The following is an 18,245-nucleotide window of genomic DNA, read 5'->3' on the forward strand; positions in this document are numbered from 1 at the left end:
TCCCTTTTCTCGTGCAATGCGCTTAAAACTTGTGTCACAAAACTTGCCTTGAGCCTTTTTCCATGGCATTCATTTCAGACGACGAAGACCTGTCACGTCATAGATGGCCTAAGAATTAATCTGTAACAAAACTTTGCGTAATAACTTACTTAATTGATTTAAAAAATTTACTGTCAATTTTTTAAATATTCAACTTTCTATTTTAGCAAATTTTCTTTAATTTTCTAAGATAGGCCATGCAAAGGGAAACTCACATGCCAATCATATCGTCCATTCCTGAGGGAAATATCAAACGAAAAAGTGAATTTTAAACATCAAAAAATATGCTTTTTTAGGAAAAATTACTTAGTCAAAATTCAAAAATTATTCTCACTACTAGATATTTGACATCGACCATTTTTGCTAACTCCATCAAGACCCTGGGGGAAATGACTGACTCCGGTATAATGGGATCAAATAACTAGGTTACTTATATTTTTAATTTTTACGATTAGATTACTCTTTAGAAGTCAATCAAGCTATTAATAAGAGTTTTTTCTGAAAGTAGCCTCAAAAAATAGCAGCCCCATGATCAACAATGCTGTCATTTGATAACCGTGATCGCGTTCTTGTGGTTGATGATTCTCCCGATAATCTCCTGTTAATTCAGAGTATTTTAGAGGATGAAGATCTCGACCTTGTGACCGTCAGCAATGGGAATGAAGCCCTGGATTTGATGGCTCGGCAACCCTTTCATTTAGTGTTGTTGGATGTAATGATGCCGCAAATTGACGGCTTTGAAATGACCAGACGCATCCGCAAAGATCCTAATCTTCCTTACATCCCGATTTTGTTAATTACAGCCCATGCCCAGCCCAGTGTCGCCCTTGGGTTAGATATTGGCGCCGATGATTTTATCCGTAAGCCCGTAGAGATTGATGAGCTGATTGCCCGAGTGCGATCGCTGTTGCGATTCAAGCATACGGTAGATGAAAAAAATATGATTGTCCGCCAGCGGGAAGATTTTGCCTCCCGGTTGACCCATGACATGCGTACTCCATTGATTGCTGCCGACCGGATGCTGAACTTGATGTTGCAGGGGGCCCTGGGAGAGCTGTCAGCGCCGATGGTGGAAGTGTTGCGTACCATGTCCCGCAGTAATGCGAACTTGTTGGAGATGGTGAACAATATTTTGGAGGTTTATCGCTACGAGTCGGAACGGAAAACGTTTTATTTCAGCCGCATTGATCTCACAACGATCATCGGCAATGTGTTGGCGGAGCTGCGGCCCCTTGCCGAGGAAAAACAACTGCAACTCTGGGGAAAGCTACCCCCAGAGTCGGTTTGGATCGAGGGCGATCGCCTAGCGATTCACCGGGTGTTGGTGAATTTAGTCAGTAACGCGATCAAATTCACCGAACAGGGGGAAATAATCATTACCTTGACGCAATTAGAAACGCAGCAGGTACAAATTCAAGTGAGCGATACGGGCATTGGCATTAGTCCCGAAGACCAAGGGGAAGTCTTTGAGCGGTTCCGCCCGGGCAAACATTACAACGGCGGCAGCGGCCTGGGCCTGCATTTATCAAAACTGATCGTCGAAGCTCACCAAGGGCAAATCACCCTAGAATCTCACCCCCAGCAGGGCAGTACCTTTGCGATCGCCTTGCCTCTCTCCCAAAGTACGGAAAAAAAAGTTGTATGATTGGAACTCTGCACAGAAATACTATTGGCGTGATTTTATAATTTCAATCCATGAGCAAAGGCACTCTTTTTGATAAGGTTTGGGACTTACACACTGTTAAAGTTTTACCCTCGGGCCAAACCCAACTTTTTATCGGGCTGCACCTGATTCACGAAGTTACCAGCCCCCAGGCCTTTGCCATGCTCCGTGACCGGGGACTGCAGGTGATGTACCCAGAGCGGACAGTGGCCACAGTCGATCATATCGTGCCCACCGAAAACCAGGCGCGGCCCTTCGCAGATCCCCTCGCCGAGGCGATGATGCAGGAATTAGAAAAAAATACCGCTGCCAACAAAATTCGTTTTTATAATGTCGGCTCCGGCAATCAGGGCATCGTCCATGTCATTGCCCCAGAACAGGGTTTAACTCAGCCGGGGATGACCGTTGCCTGTGGTGATTCCCATACGTCTACCCACGGCGCTTTTGGGGCGATCGCCTTCGGCATTGGCACCTCCCAAGTGCGGGATGTACTCGCCTCTCAAACCTTGGCTCTGGCGAAATTGAAAGTCCGCAAAATCGAAGTCAACGGCGATCTTCAACCCGGCGTCTATGCTAAAGACGTCATTTTACATATCATCCGTAAACTAGGCGTTAAAGGGGGCGTCGGCTATGCCTATGAGTATGCCGGCAGCACCTTCGAAAAAATGTCCATGGAAGAACGGATGACTGTCTGTAATATGGCGATCGAGGGGGGCGCTCGCTGCGGTTATGTTAACCCCGATCAGGTGACCTATGACTATTTAAAAGACCGGCCCTTTGCCCCTAAAGGAGAAGCTTGGGAAAAGGCGATCGCCTGGTGGGAAAGCCTCCGCAGTGAACCCGATGCCGAATATGACGATGTGGTCACCTTCAATGCGGCAGATATTGCCCCAACAGTCACCTGGGGGATTACCCCTGGCCAAGGCATTGGGGTAGATGAGCCCGTACCGACCCCAGAGATGATGCCTGCTGATGAGCAAGTATTGGCAGCCGAAGCCTATCAATATATGCAGCTCCAGCCTGGACAACCAATCAAAGGGACAAAAATTGATGTGTGTTTTATCGGCAGTTGCACCAATGGACGCCTGAGCGATCTCCAGGAAGCGGCGAAGTATGCCAAGGGCCACAAGGTTGCCCCTGGGGTAAAAGCGTTTGTGGTACCGGGTTCCGAACAGGTCAAAAAACAGGCTGAAGCTGAAGGGCTAGATAAAATTTTCACAGCAGCAGGCTTTGAATGGCGTGAACCGGGCTGCTCGATGTGCTTGGCGATGAACCCCGATAAACTTGAAGGGGATCAAATCAGCGCCTCTTCCTCAAACCGTAACTTTAAAGGGCGACAAGGTTCCAGCACTGGGCGTACCCTTTTAATGAGTCCAGCGATGGTGGTGGCGGCAGCAGTCACAGGCCAAGTCACCGATGTCCGGGAACTGAGCTAAATAATTTTCCTGAAAGTTAATCTTCCCTAGTCCCTCCAGTGGAGAGACTAGGGAAGAAACGCTACATAAAAAAATTGAGCCCTATTTCTTCAAGAAACAAGACTCAAAAAATTCAATGCAAGGCGATCGCCTTACATTACCTACAAGAAAAATTCAACCTAGGCTTTAACTGCAGTCTTGGCAGCAAGTTCACCAGTGGCGTACTTCTTCGCAAAATCATCCAAAGCAACTTGCTTGATCTTGCTTGCGTTACCCGCACACCAGAATTCTTGGTAGCGATCGCGGCAGACCTGTTGCATGTACTTGATGGAGGGCTTGAGGAAGTGACGGGGGTCAAAGTTCTTGGGATCCTTCATCGCTGCTTCCCGAATCGCCGCAGTAATCGCGAGACGGTTGTCGGTGTCGATGTTCACTTTGCGCACACCGCTCTTGATGCCCTTTTGAATTTCTTCAACGGGTACACCATAGGTTTCGGGAATTGCACCACCGTGAGCGTTGATCATGTCTAGCCATTCCTGGGGAACGGAAGAAGAACCGTGCATCACGAGGTGAGTGTTGGGGAGTTTCGCGTGGATTTCAGCGATGCGGCTGATGGCGAGGATTTCACCGGTAGGCTTACGAGTAAATTTGTAAGCACCATGGCTGGTCCCAATGGCAACGGCGAGGGCATCCACTTGGGTGCGCTCAACGAATTCAACGGCTTCATCGGGATCGGTGAGCAGTTGGGAGTGGTCTAGCTTTCCTTCGAAACCGTGACCATCTTCAGCTTCACCCATGCCAGTTTCGAGGGAACCGAGACAGCCGAGTTCACCTTCGACGGAAGCACCGACGGAGTGGGCTACTTTGACAACTTCTGCGGTGACAGCAACGTTGTATTCAAAGCTAGCGGGGGTTTTGGCGTCAGCTTCGAGGGAACCGTCCATCATCACGGAGGTAAAACCGTTGCGGATCGCAGAGTAACAGGTTGCGGGGCTGTTACCGTGGTCTTGGTGCATTGCAACGGGGATGTGGGGGTAAGTTTCCACAGCGGCAAGCACGAGGTGACGGAGGAAGTTTTCCCCGGCATAACTACGGGCACCACGGGACGCTTGGAGAATTACGGGGCTATCGGTCTCATCAGCAGCCTGCATGATGGACAGAATCTGTTCCATGTTATTGACGTTAAACGCCGGAATGCCGTAACCATTTTCTGCTGCGTGATCTAAGAGCAAACGCATTGGGACGAGAGCCATAGATGTCCTCCTATCTTACTTGCTTATTTTATTCGTTGTTTTGTCAAGAAAATTAATTCTCTTATCTGTCAATCTTAAGATACATTCACCCTTTTGACGAATGGTTGACTGCTGTTTAGGCGATCGCCTGACGGATACCTAAAGGCTTTGCTTGGATTCTTCGAGATTTCTTATCGGTGGGCCAAAGTTAAAACAATTGTATTGATATTTCCAAAAAAGAGTCAGAAAAGCGAGCGGGCGATCGCCGTCGGAGCCCGTCCAGCAAAAAGGAGTGATTTTTCCTAGAAGCAGTCCAACAAAAAATTAAAGTCCTTAAACTATGGGCACAACTACTGTATTAGCGGTGCTTGAGAGCGCGGGCCATTTCCCTGTCATCCTGCCGCCGCTTGAGGGTTTCCCGTTTATCGTGGAGCTTCTTACCGCGTCCCAAGCCAAGACTCAGTTTTACCAGGCTCCCCTTGAGATACATCTTCAAAGGGATCAAAGTTAACCCCTTCTGCTCCAGTTGACCAATGAGCCGCCGAATTTCTTTGCGGTGTAGCAGGAGCTTGCGATCGCGTTTCGGTTCATGGTTAAAATAATCGCCGCTGGCATTGTAGGGGGAGATATGCACATTCAACAGCCAGGCCTCATTATTACGAATGAGCACATAGCCATCCCGCAAGTTCACCTTCCCCGCTCGCACCGACTTCACTTCTGTCCCCTTGAGTTGAACCCCGGCCTCTAAGGTTTCGAGGATCTCATACTGGAAGCGCGCCTGACGATTATCGCTGACGAGTTTAATCGGTTTTTTGCTATCTGCCATTGGGTTTTCGGTTACTGGGGAACAAAAGATATGTAATCTCTCATCCTAGCAAATTCCCCAGAGCCTCTGGCTAGTTTGCACAGGCAACGCAGCCCTCAGAACTTTCTTTAAAGTCATCCTTCTGTACCGTGCGGATGTAGTAAATGGCTTTACAGCCTTCCGCCCAAGCCAGCATCAGAATATCGAAAATATCCTTTGCTTTCATGGCCCGCTCCGGCTCTTCAGGGAAATAAACCCCTTGGTTGAGGTTGAAGATCAGTTCCATGGAAATGCCCGTGTCAATCCATTTCTGCATGGTGGCGACGGCCTTCACAACGGTGCGCTGATCCATGCTCTTGTTTTCTTGGTAGAACCAGAAGGCTTTGCCGATAAAGGGCGGCGCGATCGGTACAGTGCCCTTGGCCCATTTGTCATAGAAAAATTTGCTGTAGGTGGGCAGAATACTAGCGCTACAACCCTGCACCAGAGAAGAAGACGTATTGGGGGCGATCGCTGTAATGTGGCTATTGCGAATCCCGTATTTTTGGACGTCTTCACTGAGGGTTTCCCAGCGGTCTACCTCATTGGCATTTTCGCGATACCAGGCGACCGGCTTGGCGCCAATCAGATGGCCTTTGCTCCATTCACTACCCAGGAATCCAGGATAAGCGCCCCGTTCCTTCGCCAAATCTACAGAGGTGCGGGTGCAATAGTAACCGATATCTTCAAACAGGCGATCGATCGCCTCGATATCTTTGTAGGAAAGTCTATTTTTCGCAAGCCAATCGGCCAGACCCATGGCGCCGACGCCAATGGTACGGTAGCGCTGGTTGTGGATACTGCTGTCTTCGAAGGGTGTATTGGTAATCTCGATGGTGTTATCGAGGATGCGCACCGCCACTTCACAGGCTTTCGGCAGTTCACCCGGTTCAATATTAGCCAAGTTCAGGGAGTCGAGGTTACAGGTGTGGGCCAGTTGTCCAGGGACGACATTGGAGAACGACTCTACGCACAGATTAACTCCAGGGATATAGCCTTCGTGCTGGTTGGGGTTGGCGCGGTTGATGGTGTCCTTAAAGGCGATATAAGGCATCCCGGTTTCGATCTGCGATCGCATAATTTCTTTAAACAGATGCCGGGCGTCTACTTTTTTGTAGAGTTTAATCTCCTGATCGAGGCTCGCTTCGATTTGCTGGTAGGCGCTGTCGAACTTTTCCCCCCAGAGGGAAGCAAGGTCAATGCCGAGATTTTCCTTCACTTCGTAGGGATCAACCAATGTCCAGCTTTGCTGGGTTTGCACCCGGCGCATAAACTCATCGGTGACCACCAACTGCGGGAAAACATCGTAGGCTTTGCGTCGCTGGTCACCGTTTTCGGTCTGCATCTCCAGAAACTCTGGCACATCCAAATGCCACACATCCAGGGAAACAGTGATCGCCCCGGCGCGGCGGCCCCCTTGGTTTACGGCGATCGCCGTATCATTGAGCAGTTTAATCCAGGGGATTACGCCCCCAGAGGCATTGTTTTTCCCCATCACACGGCTGCCAGTAGCACGGATCCGGCTGACATTACAGCCGACCCCACCACCATTTTTTGAGATGCGGGCGGCGTTTGTGATTTCCCGAAAAATGCTTTCAAGGTTATCTTCCATGCCGATGATAAAGCAGGAAGAGAGAGAACCATTGGGGACCCGCAGATTCGCCAGGATTGGCGTCGCGAGGGAAATTTTCCGTTGGGCGATCGCCTCATAAAATTGCTTGGCCCACTTCAGCCGATTTTCTGGTTTTTCCGGCAGGGCAAGGAGGAGGGCACAGGTGAGAAATGCTTCCTGGGGCAATTCGTGGTCGAGGAGATAGCGTTTTGTGAGGAGCACTGCCCCCGCATAGTCATAGTCCATATCCCAATCGGGATTGATCCAGCCGTTGGCGATCTCGAGTTCAGCGGGGCTATACTGCAACAGCCGTTCGTCATAGGCATTAGCCGCCACCTTTTCGGCAACCAACTGGGGATATTGCCCATACTGATAACCGCGCGCCACGAGGGTATCTTTCCAGAGACTCCAAATGTGCAAACGACCCGCCACATAGCGCCAATCAGGTTCCTCGGGGCTACACATCTCCAGGGCGCACTGGATCAAATTATCTTGGATCTCGCGGGTCGTCACGCCGTCCTTGAGGCGCGTTTTCAGGCCCGCTTCCAGCTCGATGGTATTAGCATCTAAATCTTGGCAAGCCCACTGCACCACATTACGAATTTTGGTGACATCGAGGGGCGCCCGTTTGCCGCTCCGTTTCAGCACATAGGTCTGGGGTTTCGTCGGGGTTACCGCACTGGAAGCAGAGTAGGAATTTGTAGCGCTGGTGGTGCTTCGGGCGGGTGCAGTATCTTGACGGAGATCCATAGGGCAGGCGGGCTAGATGGGCAAAATGATTAGAAAATCCTGTCTCAGGGTAACACCACATTTATGGTGAAAAACAGGAAGCCTGCATATCCTAACACTAGATAAGCCTGGGGGACAAATATTTTTTTTACAGCAATTTCTGGTAATTTTTGGGTATTTACGCTAGAGAAAATCGGAGGCGATCGCCCTTGGAGCCCGCACCAAAAAACTCCCTAACGGACTCGCTTACAATAGCAAGGATACACTCCTGTTTTTGCTGCCTTAATTACTTTGTTTGACCAAGAACGCCTCCTTTTCGATCCGGTAACACCGACGGCCCAAGCGATCCCCCTGGTTTTTGCTTTCCCTAATACCTACACCGTGGGGATCACTAGCCTGGGGTATCAATTGGTCTGGGCGAAGTTTAGCCAACGGGCCGATGTGGATGTGCGTCGTTTATTTACAGATCTCAGCGAAAAACTGCCTTCCCAGCCGGAAATTGTCGGCTTTTCTTTTTCTTGGGAGCTGGACTATACAAACCTTTTTAGCCTCCTAGAACAACTCAATATTCCCTTGCGAGCCGCTGAGCGTAGCGACCACCATCCCCTTATTTTTGGGGGTGGCTCAGTGTTGAGCGCTAACCCCGAACCGTTTGCTGACTTTTTTGATCTGATTCTTTTGGGAGACGGGGAAAATCTCCTGGATGAATTTATCGACCAATATCAAACGGTGCGTTCAGGCGATCGCCAAAGCAAATTACGCCACCTGGCCCAAACTCCAGGAATTTATGTGCCCAGTCTGTATGAGGTCACCTACCGAGAAGCAACAGGAGAAATCGACGCAATTCGACCCAGATATCCTGACATTCCTCCAAGCATTGAGAAACAGACCTACCGGGGCAATACCCTCTCCGCTTCGACGGTGGTGACCGAGCAGGCCGCCTGGGAAAATATCTATATGGTGGAGGTGGTACGCAGTTGCCCGGAGATGTGCCGCTTCTGTCTCGCTAGCTACGTCACTCTGCCCTTTCGCAGCGCTAATTTGGAACAGTCTCTAATCCCAGCCATTGAGCGGGGTTTACAGGTGACCGATCGCCTCGGTTTACTGGGGGCATCGGTGACCCAACACCCAGAATTTGAGCAACTGTTAGATTATTTGTCCCAGCCGAAATATGCCGATGTGCGCCTCAGTATTGCTTCGGTACGCACCAATACTGTCACAGAAAAACTTGCAAAAACCCTGGCAGATAGAGATACCCGTTCGATCACCATCGCGGTGGAAAGTGGCTCCGAACGGTTGCGGGAGATTGTGAATAAAAAACTTACCAACGAGGAAATCATCACAGCAGCGGTAAACGCTAAGGCAGGCGGCCTCAAAGGAATCAAGTTCTACGGGATGGTGGGTATCCCTGGAGAAGAAGCGGCGGACGTGGAGGAAACGATCGCCATGATGTTGGCGGTGAAAAAAGCAGCACCAGGTTTGCGACTAACCCTCGGTTGTAGCACCTTTGTCCCGAAGGCCCACACGCCTTTTCAATGGTTTGGGATCAATCCAGCGGCGAAAAAGCGGCTACAATTGCTCCAGAAAAAACTGGCCTCCCAGGGAATAGAATTTCGGCCAGAAAGCTATAACTGGTCTGTGATTCAGGGGTTGCTCTCCCGGGGCGATCGCCGTTTGTCCAAGCTCTTAGAATTAACCAGAGACTATGGCGATACCCTCGGCAGCTACAAGCGTGCCTTCAAGGAATTAAAAGGAAAAATTCCCCCCCTCGATTTCTATGTGCACCAGGATTGGGCCACAACCCAGGTTTTGCCTTGGCAGCATTTAAATACGGCAATTCCCAAGGCGACTATTGAAAAACATCTAACAACGGCCGGGGTTCCCCTCCAGATTTAAGCCTGGAAGAGTTGGGCGATCGCCTGACCGGGATCTGGTTGTTTTACAAGGGATTCACCGATAAGGACGGCCTTCGCCCCAGCTTCTTTGACAAACTGCAAATCCAGGGGCGTGTGTAAACCCGATTCACTCACCACCCGGACGCCCTTGGCTTGGAGTTCAGTGCGGCGGCTTTCCATCAACATGGTGGTCGTTTCTAAATCGACGGAAAAATCTTCTAAGTTGCGGTTGTTGATCCCCACCAGATTGATCCCTTCAATGGCCAGAACGCGATCCAGTTCGGCAAGGGTATGCACTTCCACTAGGGCCGTCATCCCCAGACTACGGATAATTTTCACGAAATAGGCCAGGTCTTGATCGCTGAGGATCGCCGCAATCAGCAGCACCGCATCAGCCCCATGGCTGCGGGCTTTAAAGATTTGGTAAGGATAAATAATAAATTCTTTACACAGTAAGGGGAGATCCACCGCCTCCCGCACTAGGCTCAGATTCTCGAAGCTCCCCTGAAAAAATTTACTGTCGGTGAGGACGGATAAACAACTTGCCCCCCCAGCGGCATAACTTTGGGCGATCGCCACCGGGTCAAAATCTTCTCGAATTACCCCTTTACTGGGAGATGCTTTCTTGACTTCGGCAATCAGGGCTGGCTGGGTTTTTCCTTGAACGAGGGCACTGAGAAAATCTTTTGCCGGGGGAACCTTCATCACCCGTTGGCGTAGCTCCAGGAGGGAAACCTTTTCGCGCATCTGTTCCACTTCTTTTTCTTTGTGCCAAACAATCTCCTCGAGGATATGTTGGGGCTTAGCATCGGGAACCGCCACCTGGTACTGCAAGATGCTCACATTAACGGGGCGGCTGGGATGGAGGCGACGAATTTGGACAGTCATAGGATTGGGTGGGGATAAAAAAGCAACCCCGGGGGGCTGCTCTTGTCAAAGTAAGGGAAATTTACGCGAAAGGGCAGAGCGATTAGAGTTTATTTTTTGGTTTGCATATTACGGAGCTGGTTTAGAGCCGCCGCCGCAATATTAAAGACTGCCCAAGAGCCAGCAATGATCACAGGAGCTAACACAACGACAACACGCCAATCCATGGTTCTATTCCTCTCGGTTAAAAAATGATGATAAACAAAGTTTTTTGATTCTATACTAATACCCCATCCGGCGGCCTTTTCCAAGGGTTGGCACGGCGCCTGGGCAAGGGATTATTTTGGGCGATCGCCTGAAGAAATCCAGCACTAGCAGAGAGATCAGGTAGGGTAGATGGAGCAATTTTTCTGAAATGGATGTGGCAATGGTTGTTTTACAGCAGTGGTTAACCCTAGCAATCGCCCAATGGCTCGTGCTTTGGCCAATGGTTTTGCTTGGAGTTTGTCTATCGACGGCTGCCCTGATGCTGACACCACGCCCCTGGTGGGAAAAAATGCTTCCCCAAAATCCCTGGGGGCAACTCCTCAGCGGACTAACTTTAGGTTTGCTGCTGCCCCTCGGCACGGGGGGAGCACCGCCCCTGGTGCGACGTCTGTTTTGGCAAACGGGCTCTACGGCCGGGGCGATCGCCTTTTGGTTAACCACAGTTTCCCTAAATCCATTCGTCCTCTGGGCATTATGGCAGCAGTTGTTAGGGCGCGGTGGCCTGGTATTTTTCTATGGCAGCTTGAGCCTCACCATTGTTGTTTTTATTAGCGGCATTTTTACCTTTGAGCGCCAACGGCGCAGCTTCCCCCTAGGAGAGGCAGCAACATTTATCTACCCGGCGATCGCCAGACCCAGTTCCTATCGCCTCCCGTCAACCCAGCCAGAAGCCCCTAGCACCATAAGTAAGCTGACCATTTTACCGACCATACGCCGCTTCCGCTCCCTGGCAGCAGCCCAAAATTTCGTTCAAGAACTCTTAGAATGGTCTGCCTGGCTCCTGATCGCCTGTGGGGTGATGGCGGGTGGACAACTCCTTTTTCCCCTAGAAGCCCTCCTTGACAAAGGTATTCTTGGCCTGTTGGGAGCAGGATTTCTCTATGCGATTCAACCAGCGACAACAGCGGCGATCGCCGACTTATCCTTGGGGAATTACAGCTCTGGTGTGGCCCTCGGTCTATTGTTAACGGGCACGTTTCTAAATGGAATTAGCCTCATTTTTCTGATCAATGTTGTTCGATGGCGGGCCTACAGTTACCTGGTGCTACTCTTGGGCCTGAGTGTCCTTGCCCTTGACCTATGGCTAAATTTTTATGTTTTTTAACGTTCTGTAAGTAAACGCTTTTCTCCCCCCAAAGAAACATCACATTCCCTGGGATCAGCTAAATCCGATGGTATCTTTAGGAAAAGAAGTAAAAAGCTTCTTCTCTCGACAGATTTAACAGCCCTTATAAACGCTAGAAAAAGAGGTAAAACTGCTGTTCCAAAACACGTCTGTCTCTCTATCTTCAAAAACAAGTATCCCTACGAACATTCGCTATTTTCCAGAGTGCTAAACAGGGAGTTGTCTTAAGGTTCAGTTCTTTGGTCGCTCCAAAATTTTCTGAAATATATCGGAAAGCCAGCTTGAGTATTCGAACCGGATTCTTGTTTTTGTCATGAACTCTCTGTTACACATTCGTTTATCAACTGCACATTTTTGAAGCTCACAGGTTGTGGGCTTTTTTTGTTGAGGCCCAATGGCGGAAAATTTAGGATTTTTCCTCTATCTTTTAAGGATGCATTCTGATTACTTTTTCTCCGGCATCCATGGCTCTTCCTTCTATTCATCCTGACACCATTGAAGAAATCCGCGCCAAGGTTGATATTGCCGAGGTGGTGTCTGACTATGTGGTGCTCAAGAAGCGGGGCAAGGATCTACTGGGTCTTTGTCCATTCCACGATGAGAAAACGCCGAGTTTTACGGTGAGTCCGACGAAGCAGTTTTACCACTGCTTTGGTTGTGGGGCGGGGGGCAATGCGATCAAGTTTTTGATGGAGGTCAACAAAGCGCCTTTTGCCCAAGTGGTCATGGATTTAGCTCAGCGGTACCAGATCCCGGTCAAAACCCTCGAACCGGAACGCCATGAGGAGATCCAACGGGAATTGTCCCTCAAGGAGCAGCTCTACGAGATTGTGGCGATCGCCAAGGATTTTTATCAATATTCCCTGCGACAACCGGAAGGGAAAATCGCTTTAGACTATGTGCGCGAGCAACGGCAATTAACGGAGGAAACCATCCAGATTTTTGGTCTGGGTTACGCACCGGGGGGCTGGGATAGTCTCTATCGCTATCTAGTTGAACAAAAACGCTATCCCATCGAGTTGGTGGAAAAAGCGGGGTTGATTAAACCGCGCCAGTCGGGCAATGGCCATTATGACCAGTTCCGCGATCGCCTGATGATCCCGATCCATGATGCCCAGGGCCGGGCGATCGCCTTTGGCAGCCGCACCCTCACCAACGAAGAACCGAAATACCTCAACTCCCCGGAGACTCCTTTGTTTGACAAGGGTCGCACTCTGTTTGCCCTCGATAAAGCTAAGCAGGCGATCGCCAAGCGGGATGCGGCCCTGGTGGTGGAGGGATATTTTGATGCGATCGCCCTCCATGCCGCCGGATTTCAGCATGCGGTAGCTTCCCTGGGGACGGCCTTCACCCAGGAGCAGATTAAGCAACTGCTGCGCTACACCGATTCTAAGCAAATTATTTTTAACTTCGATGCGGACAAGGCCGGGATCAAAGCCACCCAGCGCACCCTCACAGAAATCGAGCCCCTCATCTACAGTGGCCAGGCCCAGGTCAGGATCCTCAATCTGCCTGGGGGGAAAGATGCCGATGAATTTCTCCGCACGGAACAGGGTTTAGAGGGTTACCAAACGGCCCTAGAAACAGCTCCCCTCTGGATTGATTGGCAGTTGGCGCAAATTTTCCTTGGCCGCGATCCGAGCCAGGCGGATCAGTTGCAAGGGGTGATGAAAGAGGTAATTCGTCTGGTAGCAAAAATCGACAACCCCAGTTTCCGCAGCCACTACATCGCCAGGGCCAGTGAACTGATTAACCACGAGGATTCCCACTACAAAAAACAACTGGAAGTGACGATCCTCGCCCAGGTGAATCGCTTCCGTAAAGCCCAATCCCGCAATCCGGCTGCCACCCCAGAACCGGAGGCGATCGCCATTTCTTCCCAGACCATCTCCCTGGCCCAGGCGGAAGAATTACTCCTGCGCATTTACCTCCATAGCCCGGCCCAGCGCCACTCTATCGAAGCGCTGCTGGCAGAAAAAGAATTGATGTTTAGCCTCTCCCACCACCGTTGGCTCTGGCAACAAATCCTCGAAACGCCCCCAGAAATTAAGCAAAACCGCGCCCATAATCAGCTCCTGGGGAAAATGCTCGATATCTTAACCCATCACCCCGAACGGATGCATCTGTTGGGAGCGCTTTTGTATCTCACGGAAACCACAGAAATCGATGTGCGCCGGGCCACCTTAAATATTCGCGGGGCGATCGCCACCCTCGAATATGTGAACTGGACCCAACACCGCCGCTACTGCAAAGAAAAATGGCAGAGCCTCGACCCGAATCATCCTGATTTCGTCTACTATGTGCGGGAATTTGAACAGGCCGACCGTAAACTGAAGGCGATCGCCCAAGAACGGCGTTTTTCTAACCTAGAGATCCACCACGCCGAAACCTGAACTGTCCTCGACACAATGGAGCGAACAGAAGCTGATACCATGAAAACTTGCAGATAGACATGCCCTTATATCCCAAATTTTATGAGTATTTCATCCGGTCTCATTGCGCCCCACGGCGGCCAATTGATTAACCGCATTGCCTCCGACGCCGAGAAACAAGAATTCCTCGCCCAAGGCGATCGCCTGCCCCGCATCACCCTCGATGCCCGCGCCCAGTCCGACCTCGAAATGATTGCGATCGGTGGCTTTAGCCCCCTAAAGGGCTTCATGGAGCAAAAAGACTACGAGCTTGTGGTCGAAGAAATGCACCTCAGTAATGGCCTCCCCTGGGCTGTACCCGTAACCTTATCCGTTTCTGAAGAAATTGCTGAACCTCTCAAAGAAGGCAACTGGGTCCGCCTCGATGACGCCAATGGTCGCTTTATCGGCGTCCTTGAGCTCACCGAAAAATATCACTACAACAAAGCCCACGAAGCGATCAATGTCTACCGTACCGATGAAGAAAAACACCCCGGTGTAAAGGTCGTCTACGAACAGGGCGCCGTGAATCTCGCTGGCCCCGTCTGGCTATTGGAACGGGATGACCACCCCCTTTTTCCGAAATATCAAATTGATCCGGCTGCGTCCCGGGCTGCGTTCCAAGAACGCGGCTGGACCACTGTCGTCGGTTTCCAAACCCGGAACCCAATCCACCGCGCCCACGAATACATCATCAAGTGTGCCCTAGAAACGGTTGATGGTCTTTTCCTCCATCCCCTCGTTGGGGCCACCAAGAGTGACGATATTCCTGCCGATGTGCGGATGCGTTGCTACGAAATTATGCTGGAGAACTATTTCCCCCAAGAGCGGGTGATTTTGGCGATTAACCCCTCGGCGATGCGTTATGCCGGTCCCCGAGAAGCGATTTTCCATGCCCTGATCCGGAAAAATTACGGTTGCACCCACTTCATCGTTGGCCGTGACCATGCGGGGGTCGGCGACTATTACGGCACCTATGATGCCCAAAAGATCTTTGATGAGTTTGATCCCCAAGCCCTTGGCATTACGCCGATGAAATTTGAGCATGCTTTCTTCTGTAAGAAAACAGAACAGATGGCCACCTCAAAAACTAGTCCCAGTGGCCCCGAAGACCGGATTCACCTATCGGGGACTAAGGTTCGGGAAATGCTCCGTCGCGGTGAACTACCGCCGCCACAGTTCTCCCGTCCCCTCGTTGCTGCTGAACTCGCAAAGGCGATGCATGACTAAGTCATTGTAGTTATTGCTTAAAAAGCAAAAGCCTTCCTATCACAGTGATAGGAAGGCTTTTTTTGTGGAATTTTTGGTTTTAGATATCGAGATCAAGCATGTTTAGTTTTGGTGCGTTCATCTCGATAAATTCTCGTCGAGGCGCAACGCGATCGCCCATAAGGACGGTAAAGATACGGTCTGCTTCGGCAGCATCTTCGATCTCGACCCGTTTGAGGGTCCGACTTTCTGGATTCATCGTCGTATCCCAGAGCTGTTGGGGCATCATCTCCCCCAGACCTTTGAAACGTTGGATATTGTATTTGGCATTATCGGGGAGCTGACGAATTTGTTCTTGCAGTTCGCGATCGCTGTAGCAATAGACGTGATTTTTACCACGCTCCAATTTATACAGGGGCGGACAAGCGATGTAAATGTAACCTTGATCGACTAGATCCCGCTGATAACGGTAGAAGAAAGTCAGCAGTAGCGTCCGAATGTGGGCGCCATCCACGTCCGCATCGGTCATGATCACCACACGATGATAGCGGAGTTTTTCAGGGTTAAATTCTTCCCCCTTAATCCCCATCCCCAGCGCCGTAATCAAAGATTGAATTTCATTATTTTTATAAATCTTAGAATCGTCGGTTTTTTCGATGTTGAGGATCTTTCCCCGCAACGGCAGAATCGCTTGGAATTGGCGATCGCGCCCCTGTTTCGCGCTACCTCCCGCAGAATCCCCCTCCACGAGGTAAATCTCAGACTTGGACGGATCCCGTTCACTGCAATCAGCCAACTTACCGGGTAACAACGAAGACTCAAGGACAGACTTCCGCCGCACCAGATCCCTGGCCCGACGCGCCGCCTCTGCCGCCCGAAAAGATTGGATCGCCTTTTCCAGGATCATATCGACCACATTGAGGTTAAATTCAAAATATTCCGTCAACACCTCACCCACAAAGGAATCCACAATCCCGCGCACTTCTGAGTTACCGAGCTTGGTTTTCGTCTGCCCTTCAAACTCGGGATCCGGCACTTTCACCGAAATGACTGCTGTCAAGCCTTCTCGAATATTTTCCCCGGCTAAATTAGAGTCCGCATCCTTGAGCTTGTTGCGCTTCCGGGCGACGGTGTTCATGGTCCGGGTGAGTACTGCTTTTAAACCTTCTAAGTGAGTTCCCCCATCGATGGTGCGAATGTTGTTGGCAAAGCCGAGCAAATTATCGCTGTAGGCATCAATACACCATTGCAAAGCCACCTCAAGTTGTACGCCATTTTTCTCCCCCGTCACATAAATAATTTCTTCATGAAGTGGGGTTTTATCACGGTTCATGAAGGCGACATATTCTTTGATGCCGCCTTCATAGAGATAGGTATTGCTGGCCGGCGTTTCTGTGCGGTGGTCAGTGAAAACAATTTTTACCCCTGCATTTAGATAGGCCAGCTCTCGCAGACGCCCAGCAAGGGTGTTGTAATCAAAAACTGTGGTTTCGGTAAAAATTTCGGCATCCGGCAAAAAGTGGACGGATGTACCGGTGAGATGGCTGGGGGCCGGGGTTTCGGTGAGTTCTCCCTTGGGAACGCCGCGCTCATAGCGTTGCATATAGGTGGTTTCGTTACGCCAGACGGTCACTTCTACCCATTCCGATAGGGCATTGACCACGGAAACCCCGACCCCATGTAAGCCACCGGATACTTTGTAGCCACCGGAACCAAACTTTCCGCCAGCATGGAGTACGGTCATAACTGTTTCGAGGGCAGATTTTCCGGTGCTTGGATGAATGTCAACGGGAATGCCACGTCCGTTGTCGGTGACTGTTACGGAGCCATCGAGATTAATGTCGACGGTAATGTCTGTACAATACCCGGCGAGGGCTTCGTCGACGGAGTTGTCTACGACCTCATAGACCAGGTGATGTAAGCCGCGGGGACCAGTGGTGCCGATGTACATTCCGGGACGCTTGCGAACCGGTTCTAAACCTTCGAGAACCTGGATCTGCTGGGCACTGTAATTACTGGTCATGGACGAACTCCAATTTTTTGGGCGTAGAAACTCTATGGTCTATTTTTAGGTCAAATCAGGCAAAAATTATATCATAAAAGGCTTCCAGGCGAGACAAACGGAAGCTCAGAGAATATTTATGGAGGGATGGAGCCACATTTTTAGCGGCTGGGCTTTTATAGAAGAGATAGACCAAGAGAGTTGCAGGCAGCGTGATCTCTGGTTGAGGGAATCAAGTTGAAGCGGCGGAATAATTGGTATGACTATTTTATCGCAGGGTTTAGTAAGCAGAGCGAATTTCTGTTGTTCGGCACGGTTTAAAAAATATTGAGGTGACGGGGTTTTTGGGGGGCAGCGATGAGGCGATCGCAACCGGACTGGGGCGCAGCCCAACGATAATGGCATTCTTTGGGGTTACCCCAACAGAGGGCGAGGTAAAACTCTCCATGGCCCACGTCGAGTTCTGCCCATTCAGCCCGTTGGCCAGCGTGGGCAATCTCTTGGGGGGTGACGGGTAGTAGTTGGTGGTCTGCTAATTGCCAGAGTTGGAGTCCGAGGGTTATCTGCTGCCAAAATTCTAGGATATTTTGCTTGGCTTGTTGCAGCGTTTCTTTATCGCTCTCAATGGCAATCAATTGTTGATGAATTTCCGGGAGCTGTACCCGACGATCGCCGAGGGTAATCTCTCGCCAGACAATGCCAGAGACGTTGTTTTCCCGTTGATATTGGTGAATTTGTTGGGTGAAATCTTGGCAGGCAAAAACTTTACCCAGTTGGTCATGGTCCAAGGCCATGGTGACAATGGGCACACCAATCCGCTCATCCGGTGCTAACAAGAGGCGATCGCCCCGCAGGGTAGCCTTGAGTTCTTGGTCGAGGATATGGAGCAGATCTTGGGTGCTGTAGACCATGGCAATGGGGGCAGTCACTGTGG

13 protein-coding genes are annotated in these 18,245 nt (G+C 50.5%); 6 read left to right on the top strand and 7 right to left on the bottom strand.

Annotated elements, in window-relative coordinates; translation table 11 throughout:
• Nucleotides 1-577: 577 nt before the first annotated feature.
• Nucleotides 578-1,684: an ATP-binding response regulator gene (locus tag ACZ45B_RS06275; RefSeq protein WP_096417601.1), complete on the top strand. Its 1,107-nt coding sequence runs from the start codon at nt 578-580 to the stop codon at nt 1,682-1,684.
• A 50-nt stretch (nt 1,685-1,734) separates the two neighbouring features.
• Entirely contained in the window at nt 1,735-3,138 is a 1,404-nt protein-coding gene (gene leuC, locus ACZ45B_RS06280; protein WP_024546287.1) for a 3-isopropylmalate dehydratase large subunit, read from the top strand.
• A gap of 158 nt (nt 3,139-3,296) precedes the next feature.
• On the opposite strand, the gene fba is transcribed toward leuC, so the two are convergent.
• The 3 genes from fba to ACZ45B_RS06295 form a co-directional block, all read right to left on the bottom strand.
• Complete coding sequence (gene fba, locus ACZ45B_RS06285; RefSeq protein WP_024546286.1) at nt 3,297-4,370, bottom strand: class II fructose-bisphosphate aldolase; 1,074 nt, start codon at nt 4,368-4,370, stop codon at nt 3,297-3,299.
• 337 nt (nt 4,371-4,707) lie between these two features.
• Nucleotides 4,708-5,175, bottom strand: a complete 468-nt coding sequence (smpB, locus tag ACZ45B_RS06290) for an SsrA-binding protein SmpB (RefSeq protein WP_024546285.1) — start codon at nt 5,173-5,175, stop codon at nt 4,708-4,710.
• Between the two features lie 70 nt (nt 5,176-5,245).
• A complete protein-coding gene (locus tag ACZ45B_RS06295; RefSeq protein ID WP_024546284.1) occupies nt 5,246-7,555 on the bottom strand; it encodes a ribonucleoside-diphosphate reductase subunit alpha in 2,310 nt (769 codons plus the stop codon).
• A gap of 264 nt (nt 7,556-7,819) precedes the next feature.
• On the opposite strand from ACZ45B_RS06295, the gene ACZ45B_RS06300 reads away from it, so the two are divergent.
• Nucleotides 7,820-9,430: a B12-binding domain-containing radical SAM protein gene (locus tag ACZ45B_RS06300; protein ID WP_024546283.1), complete on the top strand. Its 1,611-nt coding sequence runs from the start codon at nt 7,820-7,822 to the stop codon at nt 9,428-9,430.
• Here the strand turns inward: ACZ45B_RS06300 and trpC are convergent.
• Nucleotides 9,427-10,317 carry an indole-3-glycerol phosphate synthase TrpC gene (trpC, locus tag ACZ45B_RS06305; protein ID WP_024546282.1) on the bottom strand — a complete coding sequence of 297 codons (891 nt, stop codon included), beginning with the start codon at nt 10,315-10,317 and terminating at the stop codon, nt 9,427-9,429. The two genes, ACZ45B_RS06300 and trpC, sit on opposite strands and share 4 nt — an antisense overlap.
• Before the next feature lie 89 nt (nt 10,318-10,406).
• The gene (locus ACZ45B_RS06310; protein ID WP_096417610.1) at nt 10,407-10,523 is read right to left on the bottom strand and encodes a photosystem II protein Y; all 117 of its coding nucleotides are present in this window, start codon (nt 10,521-10,523) and stop codon (nt 10,407-10,409) included.
• A 200-nt stretch (nt 10,524-10,723) separates the two neighbouring features.
• Here ACZ45B_RS06310 and ACZ45B_RS06315 point away from each other — a divergent pair, with 200 nt between their 5' ends.
• The 3 genes from ACZ45B_RS06315 to sat all read left to right on the top strand — a co-directional run bounded on the left by ACZ45B_RS06315 (nt 10,724) and on the right by sat (nt 15,330).
• Complete coding sequence (locus ACZ45B_RS06315; protein ID WP_236612483.1) at nt 10,724-11,668, top strand: permease; 945 nt, start codon at nt 10,724-10,726, stop codon at nt 11,666-11,668.
• A 485-nt stretch (nt 11,669-12,153) separates the two neighbouring features.
• Entirely contained in the window at nt 12,154-14,082 is a 1,929-nt protein-coding gene (gene dnaG, locus ACZ45B_RS06320; RefSeq protein ID WP_024546279.1) for a DNA primase, read from the top strand.
• An 81-nt stretch (nt 14,083-14,163) separates the two neighbouring features.
• On the top strand, nt 14,164-15,330 hold the full coding sequence (gene sat / locus ACZ45B_RS06325; RefSeq protein WP_024546278.1) for a sulfate adenylyltransferase: 1,167 nt from the start codon (nt 14,164-14,166) through the stop codon (nt 15,328-15,330).
• 79 nt (nt 15,331-15,409) lie between these two features.
• Here sat and gyrB read toward each other — a convergent pair whose 3' ends face one another.
• Nucleotides 15,410-17,332: a DNA topoisomerase (ATP-hydrolyzing) subunit B gene (gyrB, locus tag ACZ45B_RS06330; protein WP_024546277.1), complete on the bottom strand. Its 1,923-nt coding sequence runs from the start codon at nt 17,330-17,332 to the stop codon at nt 15,410-15,412.
• 296 nt (nt 17,333-17,628) lie between these two features.
• Nucleotides 17,629-18,240, bottom strand: a complete 612-nt coding sequence (locus ACZ45B_RS06335) for a hypothetical protein (protein ID WP_464675015.1) — start codon at nt 18,238-18,240, stop codon at nt 17,629-17,631.
• Nucleotides 18,241-18,245: the final 5 nt, after the last annotated feature.

The sequence above is a fragment of the Picosynechococcus sp. NKBG15041c genome, from assembly GCF_055380235.1.